Source organism: Streptomyces sp. NPDC042102 (assembly GCF_055582305.1).
Window position 1 is genome coordinate 215,541 of the sequence record NZ_JBVJDL010000005.1, and the last position, 23,291, is coordinate 238,831.

A 23,291-nucleotide genomic window follows, 5' to 3' on the forward strand; every position below is an offset into this window, starting at 1 on the left:
GGCCGGGTCGTGGAGGACCCGGCCGCCCCTCCCGCCGCGCGGGGTGGCACTACTGCTTGTGGGCCGCCCAGGCGTGCTGGATGACCAGGTCCGCCTTCAGCTCGTTGAGCTGCGCGGCGACCGCGCCGGGGGCCGTGCCGCCGCGGCCGCTGCGCGAGGCGAGGGCGCCGGGCACGTTCAGGACGGTGCGGACCTCGGGGGTGAGATGCTCGGAGATCTTCGCGAACTGTTCGTCGGTCAGCTCGTCGAGCTCGATGCCGTGGGCCTCGCACTCCTTGACGCACTCGCCCGCGACCTCGTGGGCCACCCGGAACGGCACCCCCTGCTTGACCAGCCACTCGGCGATGTCGGTGGCGAGCGAGAACCCGGCCGGGGCCAGCTCCTCCATCCGCGCGCGGTTGACGGTGAGGGTCGCCATCATGCCGGTGAAGGCGGGCAGCAGGACCTCCAGGGTGTCGCAGGAGTCGAAGACCGGCTCCTTGTCCTCCTGGAGGTCGCGGTTGTAGGCCAGCGGCAGCGCCTTGAGCGTGGCGAGCAGGCCGGTCAGGTTGCCGATGAGACGGCCGGACTTGCCGCGCGCCAGCTCCGCGATGTCCGGGTTCTTCTTCTGCGGCATGATCGAGGAGCCGGTGGAGAAGGCGTCGTGGAGGGTGACGAAGGAGAACTCCTTCGTGTTCCAGATGATGATCTCCTCGGCGATCCGGGACAGGTTGATCCCGATCATCGCGGTGATGAAGGCGAACTCGGCGACGAAGTCGCGCGAGGCCGTGCCGTCGATGGAGTTGCCCACCGAGCCGCGCTCGAAGCCGAGGTCGGCAGCGACCGCCTCCGGGTCCAGCCCCAGGGAGGAGCCGGCCAGCGCGCCCGAGCCGTACGGCGAGACGGCCGTGCGGGTGTCCCACTGGCGCAGCCGCTCGGCGTCCCGCGACAGCGACTGCACGTGGGCCAGCACGTGGTGGGCGAAGAGCACCGGCTGGGCGTGCTGGAGGTGGGTTCGGCCGGGCATGGCCACGTCGTGGTGCGCCTCGGCGAGGCCGACGAGCGCGTCCTGGAGGTCGGCGATCAGGCCGCCGATGATCCGGGCGTGGTCGCGCAGGTACATCCGGAACAGGGTGGCGACCTGGTCGTTGCGGGACCGGCCGGCGCGCAGCTTGCCGCCGAGGTCGGGGCCGAGCCGCTCCAGCAGGCCCCGCTCCAGGGCGGTGTGCACGTCCTCGTCGGCGACGGTCCCGGTGAAGGAGCCGTCGGCGACGTCGGCCTCCAGCCGGTCGAGGCCGGCGATCATGCGGTCGAGCTCGTCGGCCGTGAGCAGGCCCGCCGTGTGGAGCACGCGCGCGTGGGCGCGGGAGCCGGCGATGTCGTACGGCGCGAGGCGCCAGTCGAAGTGGACGGACGCCGACAACAGGGCCAGCGCCTCCGACGGACCGTCGGCGAAGCGGCCGCCCCAGAGCCGGACGTCACCGTTGTTGCTGCTCACAGCTGCTGCTCCTCAAGACTGCATGACTTCGGATGTGGAACCGCCTCCCCGCCGCGGAGGTTACGGGGAGGCGGTCACGTACGGCGTTCGGCGTACGGCGTACGGCGGGTTACGCCAGGTCGCGCTTGGCGGCGATCTTCGCGGAGAGGGCGAAGATGTCGATGAAGCCCTGGGCCTTCGACTGGTCGAAGGTGTCGCCGGTGTCGTAGGTCGCGAGGTTGAAGTCGTACAGCGACTCCTCGGACTTCCGGCCGGTGACGACGGCGCGGCCGCCGTGCAGGGTCATCCGGATGTCACCGGTGACGTGCTGGTTGGCCTCGTTGATGAAGCCGTCCAGGGCCCGCTTGAGCGGGGAGAACCACAGGCCGTCGTAGACGAGCTCGCCCCAGCGCTGCTCGACCTGCCGCTTGTACCGGGCGAGCTCGCGCTCGACGGTGACGTTCTCCAGCTCCTGGTGGGCGGTGATCAGCGCGATCGCGCCCGGGGCCTCGTAGACCTCGCGGGACTTGATGCCCACGAGCCGGTCCTCGACCATGTCGATCCGGCCGATGCCCTGGCCGCCGGCCCGCTCGTTGAGCTGCTGGATGGCCTGGAGCACGGTGACCGGCTTGCCGTCGATGGCGACGGGCACGCCCTCCTTGAAGGAGATGACGACCTCATCGGGCTCGCGGGGGGTGGCCGGGTTCGAGGTGTACTCGTAGATGTCCTCGATCGGGGCGTTCCAGATGTCCTCCAGGAAGCCCGTCTCGACGGCGCGCCCGAAGACGTTCTGGTCGATGGAGTACGGGGACTTCTTGGTGGTCGCGATCGGGAGGTTCTTCGCCTCGCAGAAGGCGATCGCCTTGTCACGGGTCATGGCGTAGTCGCGGACCGGGGCGATGCACTTGAGGTCGGGGCCGAGGGCCTGGATGCCGGCCTCGAAGCGGACCTGGTCGTTGCCCTTGCCGGTGCAGCCGTGGGCCACGACCGAGGCGTTGTGCTTCTTGGCGGCCGCCACCAGGTGCTTGACGATGGCCGGCCGGGAGAGCGCCGAGACCAGCGGGTAGCGGTCCATGTAGAGGGCGTTGGCCTTGATCGCCGGGAGGCAGTACTCGTCGGCGAACTCGTTCTTGGCGTCCGCGACCTCGGCCTCGACCGCACCGCAGTCGAGCGCGCGCTTGCGGATGACGTCCAGGTCCTCGCCGCCCTGGCCGACGTCCACGGCGACGGCGATGACCTCGGCGCCCGTCTCCTCGGCGATCCAGCCGATGGCGACGGAGGTGTCCAGGCCGCCCGAGTAGGCGAGTACGACGCGCTCGGTCACGGGTTTCTCCTTACGGTGCAATCAACGACAGGCATAACTATGCATGACTCCGTATGTTTCGTCAACGGGCGGGCGTTTCGGCAGGTCAGCCGGGGTGTCCGAGGGCGCCCCCGGCGGGAAAACCGGACGACCGGGGCCGCCGCGGCCGCCTAGGATCACCGGATGGAACGCCGATCGACCTGGACCGAAGCCGACGGGCGCGCCGCCGCCCTGCTCCTCGCGCAGGGGCACGACCCGGACGAGGTGACCGACTGGCGGCACCCGGACTGCGTCGTGCACCTCGACCACGGAGTCCGCCGGCTGTCCGGGTACGAGGCGGGCCTGGACCGCAGCCGCCCGTGGCACACGGTGCTGGCCTTCCGTGCGGAGACGGCCCTGTGCCACTACGACGGCCGCGAGCGGCAGGCCGCGCTCCGGTACGCCACCAAGGGCTCCCCGCTGCGGCTGTCCCTGACGGTGGTCCGGTGCGCCGACTGGGCCGCACCCGTACGCGCCGCGGCGCGCCGGGTCCTCGCGCGGGTCCTCGCCGAGGACCCCGCCTCCGCCCTGCGCCACCTGACCCCGGTGGTCCTGCGGATCGGCCGGCGCGTGCAGGGCGGCTGGGCCGTGGAGCTGTTCGAGGAGGCCTTGCGCGACCCGGCGCACGCCGGGGTGCTGGCGGAGCTGCGCGAGAGCGCGGACCGGGCCACCGCCCGGTGCGCGGCCCGGATCACGCTGGAGGAGGGGCTGCTCGGCGCACGGGAGCTGGCCGCTCTCGCCGCCCGCGCCGTACACGACCCGCTGGTGCAACGGCTGTGGACGGACGGGGTGCTCGCCCGGCTCGCCGCCGACGGCCCCGACGACCGGGTCAGCGAGGTCCTGCTGGGCGCCCGCAGCGGCCACGTGCGCGCGGCGGGCGTGACCAGCCTGCGTGCGGCGGGCCGGCAGGAGCAGGCGTACGACTACCTCGACGACCCCTCCGGCCTGGTGCGGGCCTGCGCCCGCTGGCTCGTCGGCCAGGACGGCGGCGAACCGCGCGCCCGCTACCTGGAGCTGTGCGCCGACCCGGCCCGGGTCAGCGGCGCGGCGGTGACGGGGCTCACCGAGTGCGGGCAGCGTGCCGACGCGCCGGTGCTGCGGGCCCTGCTGGCCCACCCCGACGGGCGGGTCCGCGCGGCGGCGCTCGCGGGACTGCGGGAACTGGGCACGGTCACCACCGCGGAACTGCTGCCGCTGCTGGACGATCCGTACCCGGCCGTGGCGCGCGAGGCGGCCGTGTCGCTGACCTCCTGGGCCGCGCGACTGCCCCTCGCGGAGCTGACCTCGCGCATCGCCGCCGACCGGCCGTCGCACACCCGGCGGGTCGCCTTCCGGCTGCTGCGCACGCGCGGCGGCATGGACGCGCTGCGGGCCGCCGTCGCGATGCTGACGGACCGTGAGCCGGCGCTGCGGAGCATCGCCGGGGCCACGGTGCGCGGCTGGGAGTGGCAGGCGGCACTCTGCGCGGCGGGCACCGACCCGGCCGAGCTGGAGGAGCTGTTCCGGCGCGCCGCCCCCGCGTTCGACGGGTCCCACCGGGGGGCGGCGCTACGGACGCGACTGGGGTTCGAGGAGTTGGAGGAGGCCACGCCGTGAAAACCGGCCGTCCGGTCGCGGCCGTCCGGCACATAATCCTGACATGGGAAAACTCCACGAACGCATAGACGGCCGACTGCGCGAGTTCATCGAGGCGCAGCCGGTTTTCTTCACCGCTACGGCACCGCTGGCCGGTGACGGCCACATCAACCTCTCCCCCAAGGGCCGCGCCGGGACGCTCGTCGTCATCGACGAGCTGACCCTGGCCTACCTGGACTTCGGCGGGAGCGGCGCCGAGACCATCGCGCACGTGCGCGAGAACGGCCGGATCACCCTCATGTGGTGCGCGTTCTCCGGGCCGCCGAACATCGTGCGCATCCACGGCGAGGGCGAGGCCGTCTTCCGCGACGACCCCCGCTGGCCGGAGCTGGTGGCGCTGTTCGGGGACGCGGACGGCCCGGCGGCCCGGGCCGTCGTCGTCGTCCACGCGAAGCGGATCGCGGACGTGTGCGGGTACGCCGTCCCGTTGATGGATTACCAGGGCGAGCGGACGCTGCACGCGGAGTACTTCGGCCGCAAGTCGGACGAGGAGTTCGCGCAGTACTGCGAGAAGAAGGACCACATCGGACGGAGTCTCGACGGCCTGCCTGCGCTGCCCCTGCCCCTTCCGGCCCGTACCGTCTGACATGTGCTGCGCACCGCTCTCGCCCTCGCCGTGACCCTCCTCGCCGGCCCGGCCCTGCCGCCGGACACGTCCCTCCCGCCGCTGCCCGCCCGGATGACGGACACCGGGGGCGGGACCCAGCTGATCACCGCCGTGGCCCCCGCGCCCGGCTCGACCACGGGGCGGCTGACCTGGTGGGACCGGCGGGCGGGACGCTGGTTCGCGGCGGGTGGCGCCGAGGCCCGGTTCGGGGCGAACGGGCTGACGGACGGCGCCACCCGGGTGCAGGGCACGAACACCACGCCCACCGGGCTGTACGCGCTGCCGTACGCCTTCGGGATCCGGTCGGCGCCCGCCGGGACCGAGGTCGGCTACCGGCGGGTGACCCCGGACTCCTGGTGGTGCCAGGACAACGCCTCGGCGGCGTACAACCGCTGGACGGAGCCGCTGCCGGCCGACTGCGCGCCCGGTGAGGCGGAGCACCTGGTGACGTACGACAAGCAGTACGCGCACGCGCTCGTCATCGCCTTCAACTACGACCGGCCGGTGCGCGGCCGCGGGGCGGGGATCTTCCTGCACGTCAACGGCAAGGGCGCGACGGCGGGTTGCGTGTCCGTGCCGGAGCCGGCGATGCGCGCGATCCTGCGCTGGGCGAACCCGCGGCGCGACCCGCACATCGCGATCGGCACCGAAACCGGGCCGCTCGCCGTCACCCGCTCCTAGGCCTGTCCGGCGGGAGGTGTCCCCCGGTGGCGCCGGGGCCCGGGTCCCGGGCGGCCTCCTCGTCGGAGGCCCGGTACTCGTACGCGTCCTCCCACCACACCTTGTCGTCCAGCCACTCGTCGTCCTCGTCGGCCCCGTCGCCCTCGTCGTCGCCCTCCTCCGCGACGCCGTCGGCGCCGCGCCACTTCCAGTGGTCGTTGACGCTCCGCAGCAGGTAGCTCCGCTGCTCCTCCTCCAGGGCCGCGAGGGCCGGGTGCGGCTCGGCGCGGATCCGGTCCTCCAGCGCCTCGCCGCACTCCGTCCGGGCCCGGGCCGCCTTGCCCGCCTCGTCGGCGAAGAAGAAGGACACCAGGCCCAGCCCGGTCAGCACGGCGGCGGCCCATTCCATGAGGCCCTGCGGGCGGGATTCCACCAGCAGGTTGACGGCCACGACCCACAGGCACAGCAGCAGGACGATGGCCGCGCAGGAGCCGCAGCCCGACACCCCCTCCTCTTCGCCCGGCATGCGCGGGAGTTCGGGCAGCCGCTCCTCCCGCTGCCTCAGGTACCCGGCGCGGCACTCCATGTACGCGTCGTCGTGCCAGTCGAGATAGCCGATCGAGACGGGCTCGGGATCGTGCCGGCGTACGGCCTCCAGCAGGGCGGCGGGCACCGGGTGGGCGGGGGTCCGGTCCACGTCACGGCCCCGCTCGGTCAGGAACGCCGCTCCCTCCGCGTCGATCCGGAGGTACCCGTCGAGGACCAGCTCGGCGGCCGCCGCCTCGGTCGCGCCCTTGCGCAGCACGGCGGCGTCGTACGGTGCGAGGTCGAGGGCGGCGACGATCCGGAGGATCTCGCGCCGGACCCGGGCCCGGCGCCACCACCACAGGCCGATGGCCGCGTACACGGCGGCGGCAGCGGCGGACACCGCCGCGGCGAGGACGAAAGGAAGCACGCCCCGAGGCTAAGCGGACGGGCACCGGCCCGGCACCGGATTTCCACCCGAGCCGGAGCGGCTCAGCCCTCCTTCTGCGCCAGGCGCAGCAGGTGGTCGGCCAGGGCCTGGCCGCCCGCCGGGTCGCGGCTGATCAGCATCAGGGTGTCGTCGCCCGCGATGGTGCCGAGGATCGCGTGCAGTTCGGCCTGGTCGATGGCCGAGGCCAGGAACTGGGCCGCACCCGGCGGGGTGCGCAGGACCACGAGGTTGGCGGACGCCTCCGCCGAGATCAGCAGCTCGCCGGAGAGGCGCCGCATGCGCTCCTCCTTGGCCGACTCCCCCAGCGGTGCCTGCGGGGTCCGGAAACCCCCCTCGCTGGGCACCGCGTAGATCAGCTCGCCGCCCGTGTTGCGGATCTTCACCGCACCCAGTTCGTCGAGGTCCCGGCTGAGCGTCGCCTGGGTGACGCTCAGCCCGTCGTCGGCGAGCAGCTTGGCCAGCTGGCTCTGGGAACGGACCGGCTGCCGGTTGAGGATGTCCACGATCCGGCGGTGGCGGGCGGTGCGGGTCTGCGGAACGGACGGACCTCCCCCGTGCTCGTTGTCCTGCGCCTGGCTCATCGTCGTCTCATTCTCCGGATCGTCCGTCCCCGTGGCTTGCGTCGAGGATGCCGGGAAGCGCCCGGACGAACGCGTCCACCTCGTCGTCGGAGATCACGTACGGGGGCATGAGCCGTACGACGTCGGGGGCGGGTGCGTTGACCAGGAAGCCGGCTTCCTGAGCCGCCTGCTGCACCTTCGGTGCGAGCGGCTCCTTCAGCACGATACCCAGCAGAAGGCCCGCACCTCGGACATGGGAGACCAGCGGGTGGCCGGAACCTTCGATTCCGGAGCGCAGCCGCTCACCCCGTTCCTTGACCCGGTCGAGGAGTCCCTCGGCCGCGATGGTGTCGATCACGGCCAGACCGGCGGCGCAGGCGACCGGGTTCCCGCCGAAGGTGGTGCCGTGCTGGCCGGGCCGCAGCAGGTCGGCGGCCGGGCCGAACGCGGCCACGGCACCGATCGGCAGGCCGCCGCCCAGACCCTTCGCGAGCGTGACGAGGTCGGGCTCGACGCCCTCGTGGGCCTGGTGCTCGAACCATTGGCCGCAGCGGCCGATGCCGGTCTGGACCTCGTCGAGGACCAGCAGGGTGCCGGTGGCGCGGGTGATCTCGCGGGCGGCCGTCAGGTACCCGGCGGGCGGCACGACCACACCGTTCTCGCCCTGGATCGGCTCGATGATCACGAGCGCGGTGTCCTCGGTGACGGCGGCCCGCAGGGCCTCGGCGTCGCCGTACGGAACGTGGGTGACGTCGCCGGGCAACGGCAGGAAGGGGTCCTGCTTCGCCGGCTGGCCGGTGAGCGCGAGGGCGCCCATGGTGCGGCCGTGGAAGCCGCCGGAGGTGGCGACCATGTGGGACCGCCCGGTGAGCCGGCCGATCTTGAAGGCGGCCTCGACGGCCTCGGCGCCGGAGTTGCAGAAGAAAACCCTCCCCTCCCGGCCGAAGAGCGTCAGCAGCCGCTCGGCGAGCGCGAGGACGGGCTCGGAGGCGTAGAGGTTGGAGACGTGCCCGAGGGTGGAGACCTGCGCGGTCACCGCGGCGACGATCGCCGGGTGGGCGTGGCCGAGGGCGTTGACCGCGATACCGCCGACGTAGTCGGTGTACGCGCGGCCGTCGGCGTCCCACACCTGGGCGCCCTCGCCGCGGACGAGCGCCAGCGCGGGGGTGCCGTAGTTGTCGGTCAGCGCGCCCCGCCAGCGGGCGCTGTACTCCTGGTTGCCGCCGCCGCTCATGCGCTGTCCCCTCCCTGCGCGTCGGGCACCACCATCGTGCCGATTCCCTCGTCGGTGAAGATCTCCAGCAGGATCGAGTGCTGGACCCGCCCGTCGATCACGCGGGCGGTGGTGACGCCGTTGCGGACGGCGTGCAGGCAGCCCTCCATCTTGGGCACCATGCCGCTGGACAGCTCGGGCAGCAGCTTCTCCAGCTGGCTCACGGTGAGCCGGCTGATGACCTCGTCGCTGTTGGGCCAGTCCGCGTAGAGGCCCTCGACGTCGGTGAGGACCATCAGCGTCTCGGCGCCGAGCGCGGCGGCGAGCGCCGCGGCCGCGGTGTCGGCGTTCACGTTGTACACGTGGCCGTCGTCGGCACTGCGCGCGATGGAGGAGATGACCGGGATCCGGCCGTCCTCCAGCAGGGCCTCGATGGCGCCGGTGTCGATGCCGGTGATCTCACCGACCCGGCCGATGTCGACGAGCTCGCCCTCGATCTCGGGCCGGTGCTGCACGGCGGAGATGGTGTGCGCGTCCTCGCCGGTCATGCCGACGGCGAACGGTCCGTGCTGGTTGAGCAGGCCGACCAGCTCGCGCTGGACCTGTCCGGCGAGCACCATCCGTACGACGTCCATCGCCTCCGGGGTGGTGACCCGCAGGCCCGCCTTGAACTCGCTGACCAGGCCCTGCTTGTCCAGCTGGGCGCTGATCTGGGGGCCGCCGCCGTGCACGACGACCGGCTTGATGCCGGCGTGCCGCAGGAAGACGACGTCCTGGGCGAAGGCGGCCTTGAGCTCCTCGTTCACCATGGCGTTGCCGCCGAACTTGATCACGACGGTCTTGCCGTGGTGCCGGGTGAGCCAGGGGAGGGCCTCGATGAGGATCTGGGCCTTGGGGAGCGCGGTGTGCTTGCGCGCGGTGCCGGTCATGAGCTGTACGCGCTGTTCTCGTGGACGTACTCGGCGGTCAGGTCGTTGGTCCAGATCACGGCGGACTCGGAGCCGGCGGCCAGGTCGGCGGTGATGCGGACCTCGCGGTCCTTCATGCTCACCAGGTCGCGGTCCTCGCCGACGCAGCCGTTCCTGCAGACCCAGACGCCGTTGATGGCGACGTTCAGCCGGTCGGGGTCGAAGGACGCCCCGGTGGTGCCGATGGCGGAGAGCACCCGGCCCCAGTTGGGGTCCTCGCCGTGGATGGCGCACTTGAGGAGGTTGTTGCGGGCGATGGACCGCCCGACCTCGACGGCGTCGTCCTCGGTGAGCGCGCCGATCACCTCGATGCGGATGTCCTTGCCGGCGCCCTCGGCGTCCCCGATGAGCTGGCGGGCGAGGTCGTCGCAGACCGTGCGTACCGCCTCGGCGAAGGCGTCGTACGCCGGCACCTGGCCGGAGGCGCCGGAGGCGAGCAGCAGCACGGTGTCGTTGGTGGACATGCAGCCGTCGGAGTCGACCCGGTCGAAGGTGGTGCGGGTCGCGGCCCGCAGCGCCTTGTCGAGGGTGGCGCTGTCGAGGTCGGCGTCGGTGGTGAGGACGACGAGCATGGTGGCCAGGCCCGGGGCCAGCATGCCGGCTCCCTTGGCCATGCCGCCGACCGTCCAGCCTCCCCCGGACTCCGTCCGGGGGGACCCCCAGGTGACCGCGGCCGTCTTGTGCACGGTGTCGGTGGTCTTGATCGCGACGGCGGCGGCCTCGCCGCCGTCCTCGGACAGGGCCCGGGCGGCGGTCTCGACGCCGGGCAGCAGCTTGTCCATGGGCAGCAGCACACCGATCAGGCCGGTCGAGGCGACCGCGATCTCCCCGGCGTTGTGCTCGGCGCCGCCGAGCCCGGTGAGGACGGCCGCGGCCTGCTCGGCGGTGGCGTGCGTGTCCTGGAAGCCCTTGGGGCCGGTGCACGCGTTGGCGCCGCCGGAGTTGAGGACCACGGCGCTGACGGCGCCGCCGCGCAGGACCTGCTCGGACCAGTGGACCGGCGCGGCCTTGACGCGGTTGGAGGTGAAGACGCCCGCAGCGGCCAGTCGCGGACCGTTGTTGACCACGAGGGCCAGGTCCGGATTGCCGTTCTCCTTGATCCCGGCCGCGATGCCCGCGGCCGTGAATCCCTGTGCTGCCGTAACCGTCACGGCGCGACTCCGATCGTGGAAAGCCCGAGCTCTTCGGGGAACCCGAGGGCGATGTTCATGCTCTGCACGGCGCCGCCGGCGGTGCCCTTGGTGAGGTTGTCGATGGCGCTGATGGCGATGATCCGCTGCGCGGCCTCGTCGTACGCGACCTGGATCTGAACGGCGTTGGAACCGTAGACGGACGCCGTCGCGGGCCACTGGCCCTCGGGCAGCAGGTGGACGAAGGGCTCGTCCGCGTACGCCTTCTCGTAGGCCGCGCGCACCGCGTCGGCGGTGGTGCCGGGGACGGCCTTGGCGGTGCAGGTGGCGAGGATGCCGCGGGGCATGGGGGCCAGGGTCGGCGTGAAGGACACCGAGACCCGCTGCCCGGCGGCGGGGCTGAGGTTCTGGATCATCTCCGGGGTGTGCCGGTGGCCGCCGCCGACGCCGTAGGGGGTCATGCTGCCCATGACCTCGGAGCCGAGCAGGTGCGGCTTGAGGGCCTTGCCGGCGCCGGAGGTGCCGGAGGCGGCGACGACCACCGCCTCGGGCTCGGCGAGCCCGGCCGCGTACGCCGGTACGAGCGCCAGCGAGACGGCGGTGGGGTAGCAGCCGGGAACCGCGATGCGCTTGGACCCCTCCAGCGCGGCGCGGCCGCCCGGCAGTTCGGGAAGCCCGTAGGGCCAGGTCCCGGCGTGCGCGGAACCGTAGAAGCGCTCCCAGTCACCGGCGTCCTTGAGCCGGTGGTCGGCGCCCATGTCGATGACGAGCACCCCGTCGCCGAGCTGGGCGGCCACCGCACCGGACTGCCCGTGCGGCAGCGCGAGGAACACGACGTCATGACCGGCGAGCACCTCGGGCGTGGTCGCCTCCAGCGTCCGCCCGGCCAGCGGCAGCAGGTGCGGCTGGAGCGGCCCGAGGAGCTGCCCTGCGTTGGAATGCCCGGTCAGCGCGCCGATCTCGACCTGGGGGTGGGAGAGGAGCAGACGCAGCACTTCGCCGCCCGCGTATCCACTCGCTCCGGCCACCGCAACACGTACCACCATCGAATCCTCCTCATCGATGGCATGACTATACGTACATCCGCAGGTTTATGCAAAGCCGGAAAAACAAAAGGCAAGGAGTACCTGAGCACCGACTCCTCGCCACTCTCAACGTATAGCGCACGGGGGGCCTTGCGGCAAGGCCCCGGTCATGCCGCAGAATCTCCGGTCTGAGCCCTGATCAGGGCTTTTGTCATCGGGGGCTGTGCCATGGGGGACTGCATGTATGACGTGATCATCGCCGGCGGCGGACCGACCGGTCTGATGCTGGCGGGCGAGCTGCGGCTGCACGGGGTGCGCGTGCTCGTGCTGGAGAAGGAGGCGGAGCCGACCCGGCAGTCCCGGGCGCAGGGGCTGCACGTGCGCAGCATCGAGGTGATGGACCAGCGCGGCCTGCTGGAGCGGTTCCTCGCGCACGGCCGGCAGATCAGGGCCGGCGGCTTCTTCGCGGGCCTGGGCGCCGAGTGGCCCGAGCGGCTGGACACCGCGCACTCGTACGTCCTGCACATTCCGCAGGAGGTCACCGAGCGGCTGCTGACCGAGCACGCCGTCGGGGCCGGTGCCGAGATCCGGCGCCGCTGCGAGCTGACCGGACTGAGCCAGGACGAGGACGGGGTGGACGTCGAACTGGCCGACGGCACGCGGCTGCGCGCCCGCTACCTCGTCGGCTGCGACGGCGGCCGCAGCACGGTGCGCAAACTGATCGGCGTCGGCTTCCCCGGCGAGCCCGCCCGGGTCGAGACGCTGCTGGGCGTGATGGAGCTGACCGCGCCGGCGGAGACCGTGGCCGCCGTGGGCGCGGAGGTCCGCAAGAGCGAGCAGCGGTTCGGCGCCATGCCCCTGGAGGACGGGACGTACCGCGTCGTCGTGCCCGCCGAGGGGGTCGCCGAGGACCGGACGACCCCGCCGACCCTGGAGGAGTTCCAGGAGCGGCTGCGGGCGTTCGCGGGCACCGACTTCGGGGCGCACGCACCGCGCTGGCTCTCCCGCTTCGGTGACGCCACCCGGCAGGCCGAGCGCTACCGGGTGGGCCGGGTGCTGCTGGCCGGCGACGCGGCGCACATCCACCCGCCGACCGGCGGACAGGGGCTCAACCTCGGCGTCCAGGACGCGTTCAACCTCGGCTGGAAGCTGGCCGCCGAGGTGGCGGGCTGGGCACCGCGGGGGCTGCTGGACACCTACCACGGCGAACGGCACCCGGTGGCCGCCGCCGTCCTGGACAACACCCGCGCGCAGATCGAGCTGATGTCGGGCGGACCGGGGGCCCGGGCGGTGCGCCGGCTCCTGGCGGAACTGGTCGGCTTCGAGGAGGTGAACCGGTACCTGATCGAGAAGATCACCGCGATCGGGGTCCGCTACGACCTCGGCGAGGCGGACGGCGCCGCGGGGCACGAGCTGCTCGGGCGACGGCTGCGGGACGTGGCGCTGAAGCGGGGCCGGCTCTACGGGCTGATGCACGGCGGCCGCGGACTGCTCCTGGACCAGACCGGCGGGCTCTCGGTGGCGGGCTGGGCGGACCGGGTCGACCACGTCGTCGACGTCGGCGAGGAGCTCCGCGCGCCCGCGGTCCTGCTGCGGCCGGACGGCCACGTGGCATGGGCCGGCGAGGACCGCCACGAGCTCCTCACCGCCCTGGAGCGGTGGTTCGGCACGCCCCGGGGCGACTGAGGCACCGGGCCGGGCGGCCGGGCGTACCCAGCCGGATCGGGCACCGCAGGCCCGGTCCGGCGCGGGAGGTCAGCCGAGGACCAGCGGCAGGCGCCCGGCCCGCGCGCCGAGTGCGGCCGTCTGCGCGCCGGACGGGGCCCGGCGGCCGGTGCCGACGAGGAGGGCGTCGGTGTCGCTGAACGACGCGGGGAAGGGGGCGCCGGCGATCTTCTCCAGCAGCCTGCGGGACCGGGCCAGGCCCGCCGCGGGCGGCCGCGGCACGTCCGGGAGGTGGGCGGCCAGGTCCAGGTGGTGCAGCGTCCACTCCAGGACGTACGCGGTGAGGTAGTCCCCCGCGGTGAGGACCAGGTCCTTGGTGCTCACCCGGGCGCCGGGGTCGGCGAGCGCCGCCGCGCGGCCGGCGGCGGACCCGATGTCGTCGAGGTGGAACCGCAGGAGCTCCGGGTCCCCGTACGCGGCGGCCAGCCGCACGGTCAGGGCGTCGAGGGGATCCGTGCCGGTCGGCGGGTGCTCCTCGACGCGCCAGTACGTCGCCTCGTCGGCGGTGACCTCCGCCGTGGCGGGGGTGACCAGGGTGATCAGGACGTCCTGTGCGTCGATGACCAGGTGGCACACCAGGTCCCGGACCAGCCAGCCGGTGCACCCGGACGGCCGGGCGAAGGCCTCGTCCGGGAGGTCCGCGACCGCCGTGCGCAGCGCCGTCCACGAGCGGGAGAACAGATCCACACCCGCACGGTAGTGCGTGCGTCCCGGTCCCTGCCACGCCCCGGCCGGCCGGTCGGCCGGCCGGCTGGCCGGCTGGCCGGCGGCTCAGCCGGTCAGCGGGTGCCGGACCCACACGTTCGGCTCGACGTACACGGCGTGGCCCTGTTCCGGGTCGCAGTGGACCGGGACCAGGGCGCCCGGTACGCGGACCGGGCCGGCCGTGTCGAAGGGCAGGCCGGTCCACTCCCGCCACTCGGCCAGGGATCCGCTGATCGTCATCGACAGCGGCGCCACCGCGTGGATGACCCCGCCCGCCCGGACGTGGACGCGCAGCCACGGGTCGTACGGCAGACCGTCCGCACGGGTGCGGAAGGCGTACGCGTGGATCGGGGTGTCCGGTTCGGCGGGCTTGCCGCTGGGCCGGACCGGGGCCACGACCTCGGCGAAGCCGCGGGCGCGGGCGTTCTCGCGCATCGCGGCCAGCATCCGCCCGGACAGTCCCTCGCCCTGGCGGCCGGTGGCCACGCTGATCTCGATCGCGCTCACCGTGTCGGGGTCGACACCGCGCCGCAGGTCGGAGAAGGCCCACATGAGGACCTGGTCCCAGCCGCGCGCAGGCAGGTCGCCGCGGCCCGGCGCCCGCAGGGCGAAGGGCACGCTGAACCCGCGGGCGACGACCTGGTCCCCGTCGGTGGCAACCAGGACGTAGTCCGGCAGCTCGGCCACCATCCGCGGGTAGAGCAGCCAGGCGAGTGCGTCGTGCTGCGCGAACTCGGGCCAGGTGTCCGCCATGTCCCAGAGCCGCGCCGCCAGTTCGGGGCGCTGGGCCACCGTGGTGATCTCTATGCCGGTCATCCCCGCAGGCTAGGGGCGGGGAAACGGGCTCCTCAACGGATTTTGTCCGCGCCCGCCCCGCCCGCTGCCGGTCCCGCCCCGGCCGCCGCCGTGTCGAGCCCGGCGCCCAGCCGGCGGACCCCGTCCGCGAGTTCGCCGGGACCGGCGACCCCGGCGAAGCTCAGCCGCACGTACGGGCCCGGCGGCTCGGCGCAGAAGTACGGGCGGCCCGGCGCCACCGCGACCCCGGCCCGCAGGGCGGCGCCGACGAAGCCGGCCTCGTCGCAGCCCTCGGGCAGCCGGGCCCACAACTGGTATCCGCCCGCGGGCAGATGGGGCAGGGACAGCGCGGGCAGCTCCCGGCGCACGGCGCCCGCCAGCACCTCCCGGCGGTGGCGCAGCTCGGCGGCGACCGCCCTCAGGTGGCGCGGCCAGGCGGGGGCCCCGACCAGCTCCAGCGCGGCCTCCTGCAACGGGCGCGCCACGAAGAAGGTGTCGACGACCTGGATCGCCCGCAGCCGCTCGAACACCGGCCCGCGCGCGGCCAGCGCGCCCACCCGCAGGCTCGGCGAGGTGGCCTTGGTGAGGGAGCGGACGTGAACGACGATCCCGTCGGCGTCCTCGGCGGCCAGGGTCGCCGGCAGCGGGCCCGCGTCCTCGTGGGCCAGGGCCCGCGCGTAGTCGTCCTCGACCACGAACGCCCCGGCGGCCCGCGCGATCCGCAGCACCTCGCGCCGCCGCCCGGCGGCCAGCACCGCACCGGTCGGGTTCTGGAACAGCGGCTGGCAGACGAACACCCGCGCGCCGGTGGCCTCGAAGGCCGCCGCCAGCAGCTCCGGGCGTACCCCCTCGGCGTCGACGGGCACCGGGACCGGCCGGCAGCCCGAAGCACGGGCGATGGCCAGCAGGCCGGGGTAGGTCGGGGACTCGACCAGGATCGGCGCGCCGGGCGGGGCCAGCGCCCGCAGCGCGGTGGTCAGCGCGCTCTGTCCGCCCGCGGTGACCAGCACGTCGGCGGCGGTGAGGGCGCCGCCGATCTCGCGGGCGAACCAGTCGCGCAGCTCGGGCAGGCCCTCGACGGGCGGCCGGGACCAGGCACCGGGACGCCGTCCGGCGCGGGCGAGGGCGGCGGCCATGGCCCGCTCGGGCTGGAGGGAGGCGTGCAGGTAGCCGCTGTTGAGCTCGATCACCCCGACCGGGGGCGCGGCGAGCGAGACGAGCACCCCGGAGGCGTCCACCGAGCGCGGCACGATGTCGCCGGCTGCCTCGGCGGTCAGCGCGACCTCCTGCCAGGAGGTGTCCCCGGTGGCCCGGGCGGGCGTACGCGGCGGCGCCCGGAAGACGCCGGCGCCGGGCCGGGTGACCACCAGCCCCTCGGCGGCGAGCTGCGCGAGGGCCCGGGAGACGGTGACGGGGCTGACGCGGAAGCGCTCGACGAGGGCCCGGCTCGACGGGAGCTTTCCACCGATGGAGTAGCGGTTCAGCTCGGATCGCAGGGATTCCGCCAGTTCGGCCACACTGCTACGCTCGTTCATGACAGCACAGAATAGCGCTATCGCCCCCACCGGAGTAGCGGCTCCCACCCCGCAGGACACGGCGGGCGCGGCCGGCCGGGCGGGCACGGCGGCCGCGCGGAGTGCGCGCCGCTCCGGCACCCTGCTCGCCGGCCTCGGCGTGTTCGCCTTCTCGCTGACCTTCCCCTCCACCGTCTGGGGCCTGGAGAGCTTCGGTCCCTGGACCCTGGTCTCGCTGCGCAGCGTCCTCGCCGCCCTGATCGCGGGCGGCTTCCTGCTCGCGCTGCGGGCCCCGCTGCCGCGCCGCGAGCACTGGGCGGGCCTGGCCGTCGTCGGCGCCGGCGTGGTGGTCGGCTTCCCGATGCTGACCACCCTCGCGCTGCGCACCTCCACCACCTCCCACGCGGCCGTCGTGGTCGGCCTGCTGCCCCTGACCACCGCCGCGCTGGCCGCCCTGCGCACCGGCGCCCGTCCCTCACGCACCTTCTGGGCGGCCGCCGTCGCCGGGGCGGTGGTGGTCCTCGGGTTCACCCTCGCCCAGAGCGGCGGCTCCCCCTCGGCGGGCGACGGCTTCCTCTTCGCCGCGCTGCTGGTGTGCGCCGCCGGCTACACCGAGGGCGGCCGGCTGGCCCGGTCCGTCCCCGGCTGGCAGGTCATCGGCTGGGCGCTGGTGCTGTGCCTGCCGCTGACCCTGGCCGGTTCGGCGCTGGGCCTGGCCCAGGAGCCGGTCCGCCTGACCGCGCACGGGGTGATCGGTCTGGTCTGGGCGGCGGCCGGCTCCACCTTCCTCGGGCTCTACGTCTGGTACCGGGGCATGGCCGAGATCGGCGCGGCCCGGGCCAGCCAGCTCCAGCTGGCCCAGCCGCTGCTGACGCTCGTCTGGTCGGTCCTGGTGCTCGGCGAGCACCTCTCCCCCGCCGCGCCACTGGCCGCCGTGGCGGTCCTGGTCTGTATCGCAGTCACCCAGCGGGCATAATTCCGGCGAATCGCCGTAAACTGCTGTCACCGGATCCAGACCGCCTCCGAGGAGGTCAGCTATGCGCGCGACCGAGGGCGACCAGCTGGTACAGCACGGCAGAGTCGTAGGGCAGCACGACAAGGTCGGCGAGATCACTCAGGTCCTGGGCGAGAACGGCACCCCTCCCTACCGGGTCCGTTTCCAGGACGGCCACGAGGCAGTCATGTCACCGGGACCCGACTGCGTCGTCAGGCACCCCGCCGAGCCCACTCCCTGAGCACCGCACACGTCAGCGCGGCGGCACCGCCGTCGGGTAGTGGTCGGTGACGACCCTGGCCATCGCTCCATTGGGGTCCGCGGCCACCTGCTTCGCCGAGAAGTAGGAATGGCCGCGGACCTCGGCGTGCTGCCGGGCCAGGCTCAGGTGCCGGGACAGCTCCGCCGGATCGCGCCACGCGGGCGTGGGACTGCCTGACTCGCAGCGGTAGAGCGCCTCCCCGATGTAGAGGTCCACCCCCGTCCCGGCGACCGTCTGCGCCCACCACGGCACCAGGACCCGGTAATCGGCCTGCGGATGCCCGATGTGCCAGTAGCACTGCGGGGCGACGTAGTCGATCCAGCCCTCCTTGACCCACTTGCGGGTGTCGGCGTACAGGTCGTCGTACGTCCCGACACCGGCCCGTGTCGCCGACCCGAGCGGGTCGCGGTCGCCGTTGCGCCACACCGCGAACGGGCTGACACCGAACCGCACCCCCGGCCGGACCCCCGGCAGGCGCGCCGCCATCTCGGAGACCAGCAGGTCGACGTTGTGGCGCCGCCAGTCGGCGCGTGAGGCGAAGCCCGCGCCGTGCAGCTCGTACGCCGCGTCGTCGTCGAAGTACTCGCCCGCCTCGGGATAGGGGTAGAAGTAGTCGTCCCAGTGCACGGCGTCGACCGGGTAGCGGGCCACCGCGTCGAGCATCGCGTCCTGGACGAAGGTCCGCACCTCCGGCAGTCCCGGGTTGTAGTACAGCCGACCGCCGTACTCGACGGCCCACTCGGGGTTGCGGCGCACCGGGTGGCTCGCCGCGAGCCGCTCCCGGTCGCTGTGCGTGGCCACCCGGTACGGGTTGAACCAGGCGTGCAGTTCCAGCCCCCGCTGGTGCGCCTCGGCGACCGCCGTGCCCAGCGGGTCCCAGCCGGGGTCGGCGCCCTGCCGCCCGGTCAGCCACTGCGACCAGGGCTCCAGCGGCGAGGGCCACAGCGCGTCGGCGGCCGGCCGGACCTGGAGGATCACGGCGTTCAGCCGCTGGGCCACCGCCCGGTCCAGCAGCGTCAGCAGCTGCTCGCGCTGCCGCGTGGCCGTCAGGCCGGTCTGCGAGGGCCAGTCCACGTTGGTGACCGTGGCCACCCACATGCCGCGGAACTCCGGGACCACGGCGAGCCCGCCCCCGCCGCCGCCCCTGCCCCTGCCCCCGCCTCCCGGCGGCGCCGCCTGCGCCGTGGCGCCCGGCGCCGTGACACCCAGGGCCGTCGTGGCCAGTACCCCCGCGGCTCCGGCCAGCAACCCCCGCCGGTCCATGCACTCCATGTGATGTCTCCGTTCCGCTGCGTGACATTCCTCTCCGATCGCCCAGCATGCCCGCCCCGGCCCGACACGCGGAGCAAGGTCGGGAGTAACGTCGTGGGGCGTGGCGGGCGCCGGGCAGCAGAGACACTGCGCAGCACGGGGGACCCGCCGACGGATGAGCTGCGAAAGGCACGAAGTGACTGACCTCCCTTCCGACATCACACGAGTCGGCGTAGTGGGCTGTGGCCAGATGGGCGCGGGTATCGCAGAGGTGTGCGCCCGCAGTGGCCTTGAGGTCAAGGTCGCCGAGACCACCGGCGAGGCCCTGGAGATCGGACGTACCCGGCTGCACAACTCGCTCACCAAGGCCGCCGAACGCGGCAAGATCAGCGAGGAGGAGCGGGACGCCACCCTGGCCCGCCTCAGCTTCACCACCGACCTCGGCGAGTTCGCCGACCGCGACCTGGTCATCGAGGCCGTCGTGGAGAACGAGCAGGTCAAGACCGAGATCTTCCAGGTCCTGGACCAGGTGATCACCCGTCCGGACGCGATCCTCGCCTCCAACACCTCCTCCATCCCGCTGGTGAAGCTGGCCGTCGCGACCTCGCGCCCGGACCAGGTCATCGGCATCCACTTCTTCAACCCGGCCCCGGTGCAGAAGCTCGTCGAGCTGATCCCCGCGCTGACCACGGGCGAGGAGACCGTCAAGCGGGCCGAGGCCCTGGTGCGGGACGTGCTGGGCAAGCACGCGATCCGCGCCCAGGACCGGTCCGGCTTCGTCGTGAACGCCCTCCTCATCCCGTACCTGCTGTCCGCGATCCGGATGTTCGAGTCCGGCATCGCGAGCCGCGAGGACATCGACAACGGCATGGAGATGGGCTGCGCCCACCCGATGGGCCCGCTCAAGCTCGCGGACCTCATCGGGCTCGACACCGTCGCCTCGGTGGCCGACTCGATGTACGCCGAGTTCAAGGAGCCCCTGTACGCCGCTCCCCCGCTGCTCCAGCGGATGGTGGACGCGGGCCGCCTGGGCCGCAAGACGGGCTCGGGCTTCTACCCGTACGGCTGACGCCCGCGTCCGGCCGTACCCGCCGGGCCCTGTCCGTCTAGCCGAGCCGGAGATGGTGCAGCAGGAGCAGCCCGGCCGCCATGTTGGCGGCCGGGACCTCGCCGCGCGCGATCATGTCCGGTACGAGCTTCAGCGGCACCCACTCGCGCCGCGAGGACTCGAAGCCGTCCTCGGGCTGCCCGATGTACGTCGCCCCCTCCGACCAGTAGAGGTGGTGGCGGGCGTCGGTGAGGCCGTTGGAGGGCTCCACGGTCATCAGGTGGTGCAGCGGACCGGGCCGCCAGCCCGACTCCTCCTCCATCTCGCGCGCCGCCGCGGCCGCGACGTCCTCGCCGTCCTCGACCACACCGGCGGGCAGCTCCCAGCCCCAGCTGCCGGTGATGAAGCGGTGCCGCCACAGCAGCAGCACCTCGTTGGCCCCGTTGACGGCGGTCGCGGCCGCGACCGGGCGCAGCCGGATGACGAAGTGGTCCAGGTGCCGGCCGTCGGGCAGTTCGACGTCGGCGAGATTGACGTCGAACCAGCGGTTCTTGTACACGGTCTGCTCGTTCAGGTTCGTCCACTGCACGGTTGTGCCACCTTTCATGCGTGTAGGTGGCAACATCGCAGCAGCCGCACTGTCACAGCGGAACGCGCAGCGCCCCGTCGATGAGCTGCACGGTCTCCTCCGCGTCCGCACAACCGCTGGTCAGGAGCTGTTCGCGGACCGCCCGGAGCCGGTCGCGCAGCCGCAGCGACTCCATCCCCCTGGCCCGTTCCGCCATCTCGGCCGCGGCCACCACGGCGCGGTCGGCCTCGCCCTGGCGCAGCTGGATCTCGCAGAGCATCGCCAGCCGGTGCACCCGCCCCCGGTCGTGCGCCGGGGTGTCGACGGCGGCCACCGCCTGCGCGTGCGCGGCGCGCAGATCCCCCAGGCTGAGCAGCGCCTGGGCGACCTGGACGTTGACCAGCCCCGGCTGGACGTACCCGGTCTCGTCGGGCTCGGTGCCGGGGCGGATCCGCTCGGCGGCCGCCTCCGCGTGCCGGATGCAGGCCAACGCGGCGACGGTGTCGCCTAGTTGCGCGTACGCCTTGGCCTGCATGGCGTACAGGTCGGCGGCCAGCGCCGGGGTGGTGTGCCGTCCGGCGGCGCGCAGCGCGGCCTCCGCGAACGCCACCGCCTGCCGGAACTCCCGCAGATGCAGGGACTGGTTGACCAGCAGGGCGATGACGTACGCGCCCAGCCCGCGGTCCCCGCAGGCCTTGGCCAGCCGCAGCGCCTGGTGGAAGTAGCGCTGGGCCAGCCCGTGGGCGTCGGAGTCGTACGCGCAGATCCCGGCGACGGCGACCAGCGAGCCGGTGGCGCGGTGGAGTTGGCGGCCGAGGCCGTCGGAATAGCTGCCGCGCAGCAGGGGCGCGGTCTCGGTGCCGAGGAAGCGGACGATCCGGGCCCGGGTGGCCATGCCGCCCGCCCGGCGGTACATGAGCTCGTAGTGCGCGCGGGCGGCCCGCAGGATCTCGATGTGCTCGGGGCCGACCCGGGTGGGGCCCGCGCGCGAGACGTCGCCGTCCTCGGGCGGGTTCTCCCACTCCCACACGGGGATCACCGCGGGGGTGCCGGTGACGGCGGCCGCGGTCAGCAGCTCGGTGCGCCCTTGTTCGTCCGTGCGCCACAGGGCCGTTGCCCGGTCGACGAAGCCGACGAGCGAGGTGCCGTGCGCGATGCCCGACTGGCCGGGCACCCCGAGTCCGATGTCGTCGAGGGAGAGCGGTCTGCTGAGCCGCCGGCCCAGCACCTCGCAGATCAGGTCGGGCACCTGGCCGCGCGGCCGCTGGCCCTTCAACCACCGGGCGACGGCGGTGTGTTCGTAGCGCAGGGCGAGCCCGCGGGACCGGCCGGCCTGGTTCACGTGCGCGGCGAGTCCGGCATGCGACATGCCCGCCTCGGCGAGGAGGGCGTCGAGCAGGGCATTGGACTGCATGGGCCCCTCCAAGGGCTCGTCGGCATCAGGTTAGTGGGTGCGGGATTCACACGGGGTGTGAACCAGGTACGCGCATAAATGCGCCGCACACCCTGCCGCCGGATGCCGGGGAGCGGTTGACTGGGACTCTCGCCTCACCACGAGGCACACGGGCCGTCGGCTCCCCCTCGTACAGTGCGACGGCCCGTACCGCGCCGCCCGTCTGCTCGTCTGCCCGACACTCCACGGCAGGCGGGCGGCGCCCCAGGGGCTTCCGCCGGCGCCGGTTGGTCGCCGGCCACCGGCGGAAGTCCCCAACTCCTCGGCGCGACCGGGGAGACGCGGCGTACGTGCCGGGACCACCCACCGTCCACCGGCCCGTACGGCTCCGTCGGCCGGTCAGGGGCCGGCCGGCCGGAGCCGGTCGTTGCGCAGCACCAGCAGGGCGACGTCGTCGGCGGGCCGCCCGCCGGCGTGGCGCAGCAGCGCGGCGTGCACGCCCGCCACCAGCCGCGCGGGCGTGACCGCCCCGCAGCCGGCCTCGGCGAGCACCCCGCCGAGCGGGAAGTGCCGCCCGCCCCGGTCCCGGGCGTCCTCGACCCCGTCGGTGTGCAGGAACAGCGCCTCGCCGGGCGCCAGCCGTACGTACGCCCGCGCCTCGACCTTGTCGGGCAGCGGCAGCACGCCCAGCGGCGGCAGCGTCTCGTCCCCGACCACCACCTCGGCGGCCGCCGGGCTCAGCAGATAGGGCCAGGGGTGGCCGCAGTTGACCACGGTGACGGCGCCGTCCGCCGTGATCTCCAGCAGGAGCACGGTCACGAACTCCTCCGGGTCGGCCGAGGCCCGGCGCAGGGCCCGTTCCAGCCGCCGCAGGACATCGCCCAGGGCGGGCTCGTCGTACGCCGCCTCCCGGAACGCTCCGAGGACGGCGGCCGCGGCCCCCAGCGACGCCGGACCGTGGCCGCGGACGTCGCCCATGACCACCCGCACCCCGAACGGCGTGGCCAGCGCGTCGTAGAGGTCGCCGCCCATCGACGCCCCGTCGACGGCGGTCCCGTGCACCGCCGCCAGCCCCAGGCCCTCCATCCGGGCGGGCAGCGGGCGCAGCAGCACGCTCTGCGCCGCGCCCGCGATCTCCTGGGTCCGGCGCAGTTCGCCCATGAGCCGCTGCCGTATGTGCAGGGCGCATCCCGTGGCCAGCAGCAGGAACGCCGCGCAGCTGGTCAGGCTCGGCACCAGCGGTCCGGGGGACGACAGTTCCCACGACACCGCGGCCCCGCCCCAGGCAAGGACGCACGCCCGGCGCACCTGGGGCACGGGCCGCGTTTCGGTCATTGGCAGGCCTCCCCTCGGCCGGAACGATTGTGCCGACCGCCCGGTTCAAGCCCTATATCCAGCCGAAGTTCTCACCCGAACGAGTGAGGGGCGCACCCGGATCCCCGGATGCGCCCCTCATGAGCCCTG

22 protein-coding genes are annotated in these 23,291 nt (G+C 73.7%); 7 read left to right on the top strand and 15 right to left on the bottom strand.

Annotated features, from left to right (window positions below; all coding sequences use genetic code 11):
• Nucleotides 1–49 precede the first annotated feature (49 nt).
• A complete protein-coding gene (gene argH / locus ACZ6KO_RS23140) occupies nt 50–1,477 on the bottom strand; it encodes an argininosuccinate lyase (protein ID WP_469305897.1) in 1,428 nt (475 codons plus the stop codon).
• Between the two features lie 109 nt (nt 1,478–1,586).
• Complete coding sequence (locus tag ACZ6KO_RS23145; RefSeq protein WP_469305898.1) at nt 1,587–2,780, bottom strand: argininosuccinate synthase; 1,194 nt, start codon at nt 2,778–2,780, stop codon at nt 1,587–1,589.
• 162 nt (nt 2,781–2,942) lie between these two features.
• Here ACZ6KO_RS23145 and ACZ6KO_RS23150 point away from each other — a divergent pair, with 162 nt between their 5' ends.
• The 3 genes from ACZ6KO_RS23150 to ACZ6KO_RS23160 are packed head-to-tail and all read left to right on the top strand — an operon-like array spanning nt 2,943 to nt 5,721.
• Nucleotides 2,943–4,394 (top strand): HEAT repeat domain-containing protein, encoded by a 1,452-nt coding sequence (locus ACZ6KO_RS23150; RefSeq protein WP_469305899.1) that lies wholly within the window; start codon nt 2,943–2,945, stop codon nt 4,392–4,394.
• Nucleotides 4,395–4,437: 43 nt separating this feature from the next.
• The gene (locus ACZ6KO_RS23155; protein ID WP_469305900.1) at nt 4,438–5,019 is read left to right on the top strand and encodes a pyridoxamine 5'-phosphate oxidase family protein; all 582 of its coding nucleotides are present in this window, start codon (nt 4,438–4,440) and stop codon (nt 5,017–5,019) included.
• Between the two features lie 3 nt (nt 5,020–5,022).
• Nucleotides 5,023–5,721: a L,D-transpeptidase family protein gene (locus ACZ6KO_RS23160; protein WP_469305901.1), complete on the top strand. Its 699-nt coding sequence runs from the start codon at nt 5,023–5,025 to the stop codon at nt 5,719–5,721.
• Here ACZ6KO_RS23160 and ACZ6KO_RS23165 read toward each other — a convergent pair.
• From ACZ6KO_RS23165 to argC, 6 genes are all read right to left on the bottom strand, one after another.
• Entirely contained in the window at nt 5,708–6,655 is a 948-nt protein-coding gene (locus tag ACZ6KO_RS23165; protein ID WP_469305902.1) for a hypothetical protein, read from the bottom strand. The genes ACZ6KO_RS23160 and ACZ6KO_RS23165 overlap by 14 nt on opposite strands.
• Before the next feature lie 62 nt (nt 6,656–6,717).
• On the bottom strand, nt 6,718–7,257 hold the full coding sequence (locus tag ACZ6KO_RS23170; RefSeq protein WP_401449105.1) for an arginine repressor: 540 nt from the start codon (nt 7,255–7,257) through the stop codon (nt 6,718–6,720).
• Nucleotides 7,258–7,264: 7 nt separating this feature from the next.
• Nucleotides 7,265–8,470, bottom strand: a complete 1,206-nt coding sequence (locus tag ACZ6KO_RS23175) for an acetylornithine transaminase (protein WP_469305903.1) — start codon at nt 8,468–8,470, stop codon at nt 7,265–7,267.
• Nucleotides 8,467–9,378 (bottom strand): acetylglutamate kinase, encoded by a 912-nt coding sequence (argB, locus tag ACZ6KO_RS23180; protein ID WP_469305904.1) that lies wholly within the window; start codon nt 9,376–9,378, stop codon nt 8,467–8,469. The genes ACZ6KO_RS23175 and argB overlap by 4 nt, the downstream gene beginning before the upstream one ends.
• Nucleotides 9,375–10,568: a bifunctional glutamate N-acetyltransferase/amino-acid acetyltransferase ArgJ gene (gene argJ, locus ACZ6KO_RS23185; RefSeq protein ID WP_469305905.1), complete on the bottom strand. Its 1,194-nt coding sequence runs from the start codon at nt 10,566–10,568 to the stop codon at nt 9,375–9,377. The genes argB and argJ overlap by 4 nt, the downstream gene beginning before the upstream one ends.
• The gene (argC, locus tag ACZ6KO_RS23190; RefSeq protein WP_469305906.1) at nt 10,565–11,593 is read right to left on the bottom strand and encodes an N-acetyl-gamma-glutamyl-phosphate reductase; all 1,029 of its coding nucleotides are present in this window, start codon (nt 11,591–11,593) and stop codon (nt 10,565–10,567) included. The genes argJ and argC overlap by 4 nt, the downstream gene beginning before the upstream one ends.
• A gap of 219 nt (nt 11,594–11,812) precedes the next feature.
• Between argC and rox the strand changes: the two genes are divergently transcribed.
• Entirely contained in the window at nt 11,813–13,258 is a 1,446-nt protein-coding gene (gene rox, locus ACZ6KO_RS23195) for a rifampin monooxygenase (protein ID WP_469305907.1), read from the top strand.
• A 69-nt stretch (nt 13,259–13,327) separates the two neighbouring features.
• Here rox and ACZ6KO_RS23200 read toward each other — a convergent pair whose 3' ends face one another.
• The 3 genes from ACZ6KO_RS23200 to ACZ6KO_RS23210 all read right to left on the bottom strand — a co-directional run bounded on the left by ACZ6KO_RS23200 (nt 13,328) and on the right by ACZ6KO_RS23210 (nt 16,332).
• The gene (locus ACZ6KO_RS23200; RefSeq protein ID WP_469305908.1) at nt 13,328–13,984 is read right to left on the bottom strand and encodes a maleylpyruvate isomerase N-terminal domain-containing protein; all 657 of its coding nucleotides are present in this window, start codon (nt 13,982–13,984) and stop codon (nt 13,328–13,330) included.
• Between the two features lie 84 nt (nt 13,985–14,068).
• Entirely contained in the window at nt 14,069–14,818 is a 750-nt protein-coding gene (locus tag ACZ6KO_RS23205; RefSeq protein ID WP_469305909.1) for an N-acetyltransferase, read from the bottom strand.
• A gap of 32 nt (nt 14,819–14,850) precedes the next feature.
• On the bottom strand, nt 14,851–16,332 hold the full coding sequence (locus tag ACZ6KO_RS23210) for an aminotransferase-like domain-containing protein (RefSeq protein ID WP_469305910.1): 1,482 nt from the start codon (nt 16,330–16,332) through the stop codon (nt 14,851–14,853).
• On the opposite strand from ACZ6KO_RS23210, the gene ACZ6KO_RS23215 reads away from it, so the two are divergent.
• Together ACZ6KO_RS23215 and ACZ6KO_RS23220 are read left to right on the top strand one after the other, a co-directional pair.
• Nucleotides 16,331–17,287, top strand: coding sequence for a DMT family transporter (locus ACZ6KO_RS23215; protein WP_469305911.1), 957 nt, complete (start codon nt 16,331–16,333; stop codon nt 17,285–17,287). The genes ACZ6KO_RS23210 and ACZ6KO_RS23215 overlap by 2 nt on opposite strands.
• A gap of 61 nt (nt 17,288–17,348) precedes the next feature.
• On the top strand, nt 17,349–17,546 hold the full coding sequence (locus tag ACZ6KO_RS23220; protein WP_469305912.1) for a DUF1918 domain-containing protein: 198 nt from the start codon (nt 17,349–17,351) through the stop codon (nt 17,544–17,546).
• A 12-nt stretch (nt 17,547–17,558) separates the two neighbouring features.
• Here the strand turns inward: ACZ6KO_RS23220 and ACZ6KO_RS23225 are convergent, their stop codons facing one another.
• Complete coding sequence (locus ACZ6KO_RS23225; protein WP_469305913.1) at nt 17,559–18,839, bottom strand: glycoside hydrolase family 10-like protein; 1,281 nt, start codon at nt 18,837–18,839, stop codon at nt 17,559–17,561.
• Between the two features lie 154 nt (nt 18,840–18,993).
• Between ACZ6KO_RS23225 and ACZ6KO_RS23230 the strand changes: the two genes are divergently transcribed.
• On the top strand, nt 18,994–19,887 hold the full coding sequence (locus ACZ6KO_RS23230; RefSeq protein ID WP_401449079.1) for a 3-hydroxybutyryl-CoA dehydrogenase: 894 nt from the start codon (nt 18,994–18,996) through the stop codon (nt 19,885–19,887).
• Between the two features lie 37 nt (nt 19,888–19,924).
• Here ACZ6KO_RS23230 and ACZ6KO_RS23235 read toward each other — a convergent pair whose 3' ends face one another.
• From ACZ6KO_RS23235 to ACZ6KO_RS23245, 3 genes are all read right to left on the bottom strand, one after another.
• Nucleotides 19,925–20,455 (bottom strand): NUDIX domain-containing protein, encoded by a 531-nt coding sequence (locus ACZ6KO_RS23235; protein ID WP_469305914.1) that lies wholly within the window; start codon nt 20,453–20,455, stop codon nt 19,925–19,927.
• 52 nt (nt 20,456–20,507) lie between these two features.
• Nucleotides 20,508–21,848, bottom strand: coding sequence for a transcriptional regulator (locus tag ACZ6KO_RS23240; RefSeq protein ID WP_469305915.1), 1,341 nt, complete (start codon nt 21,846–21,848; stop codon nt 20,508–20,510).
• 378 nt (nt 21,849–22,226) lie between these two features.
• On the bottom strand, nt 22,227–23,162 hold the full coding sequence (locus ACZ6KO_RS23245) for a PP2C family protein-serine/threonine phosphatase (RefSeq protein WP_469305916.1): 936 nt from the start codon (nt 23,160–23,162) through the stop codon (nt 22,227–22,229).
• Between the last annotated feature and the right edge of the window lie 129 nt (nt 23,163–23,291).

Bases quoted from the DNA above. Each gene is read 5' to 3' on its own strand.
- ACZ6KO_RS23150 (WP_469305899.1), top strand. From the start codon at position 2,943: ATGGAACGCCGATCGACCTGGACCGAAGCCGACGGGCGCGCCGCCGCC.
- ACZ6KO_RS23155 (WP_469305900.1), top strand. From the start codon at position 4,438: ATGGGAAAACTCCACGAACGCATAGACGGCCGACTGCGCGAGTTCATC.
- ACZ6KO_RS23170 (WP_401449105.1), bottom strand. From the start codon at position 7,257: ATGAGCCAGGCGCAGGACAACGAGCACGGGGGAGGTCCGTCCGTTCCG.
- ACZ6KO_RS23175 (WP_469305903.1), bottom strand. From the start codon at position 8,470: ATGAGCGGCGGCGGCAACCAGGAGTACAGCGCCCGCTGGCGGGGCGCG.
- argB (WP_469305904.1), bottom strand. From the start codon at position 9,378: ATGACCGGCACCGCGCGCAAGCACACCGCGCTCCCCAAGGCCCAGATC.
- argC (WP_469305906.1), bottom strand. From the start codon at position 11,593: ATGGTGGTACGTGTTGCGGTGGCCGGAGCGAGTGGATACGCGGGCGGC.
- rox (WP_469305907.1), top strand. From the start codon at position 11,813: ATGTATGACGTGATCATCGCCGGCGGCGGACCGACCGGTCTGATGCTG.
- ACZ6KO_RS23205 (WP_469305909.1), bottom strand. From the start codon at position 14,818: ATGACCGGCATAGAGATCACCACGGTGGCCCAGCGCCCCGAACTGGCG.
- ACZ6KO_RS23215 (WP_469305911.1), top strand. From the start codon at position 16,331: ATGACAGCACAGAATAGCGCTATCGCCCCCACCGGAGTAGCGGCTCCC.
- ACZ6KO_RS23210 (WP_469305910.1), bottom strand. From the start codon at position 16,332: ATGAACGAGCGTAGCAGTGTGGCCGAACTGGCGGAATCCCTGCGATCC.
- ACZ6KO_RS23220 (WP_469305912.1), top strand. From the start codon at position 17,349: ATGCGCGCGACCGAGGGCGACCAGCTGGTACAGCACGGCAGAGTCGTA.
- ACZ6KO_RS23225 (WP_469305913.1), bottom strand. From the start codon at position 18,839: ATGGAGTGCATGGACCGGCGGGGGTTGCTGGCCGGAGCCGCGGGGGTA.
- ACZ6KO_RS23230 (WP_401449079.1), top strand. From the start codon at position 18,994: ATGAGCTGCGAAAGGCACGAAGTGACTGACCTCCCTTCCGACATCACA.
- ACZ6KO_RS23240 (WP_469305915.1), bottom strand. From the start codon at position 21,848: ATGCAGTCCAATGCCCTGCTCGACGCCCTCCTCGCCGAGGCGGGCATG.
- ACZ6KO_RS23245 (WP_469305916.1), bottom strand. From the start codon at position 23,162: ATGACCGAAACGCGGCCCGTGCCCCAGGTGCGCCGGGCGTGCGTCCTT.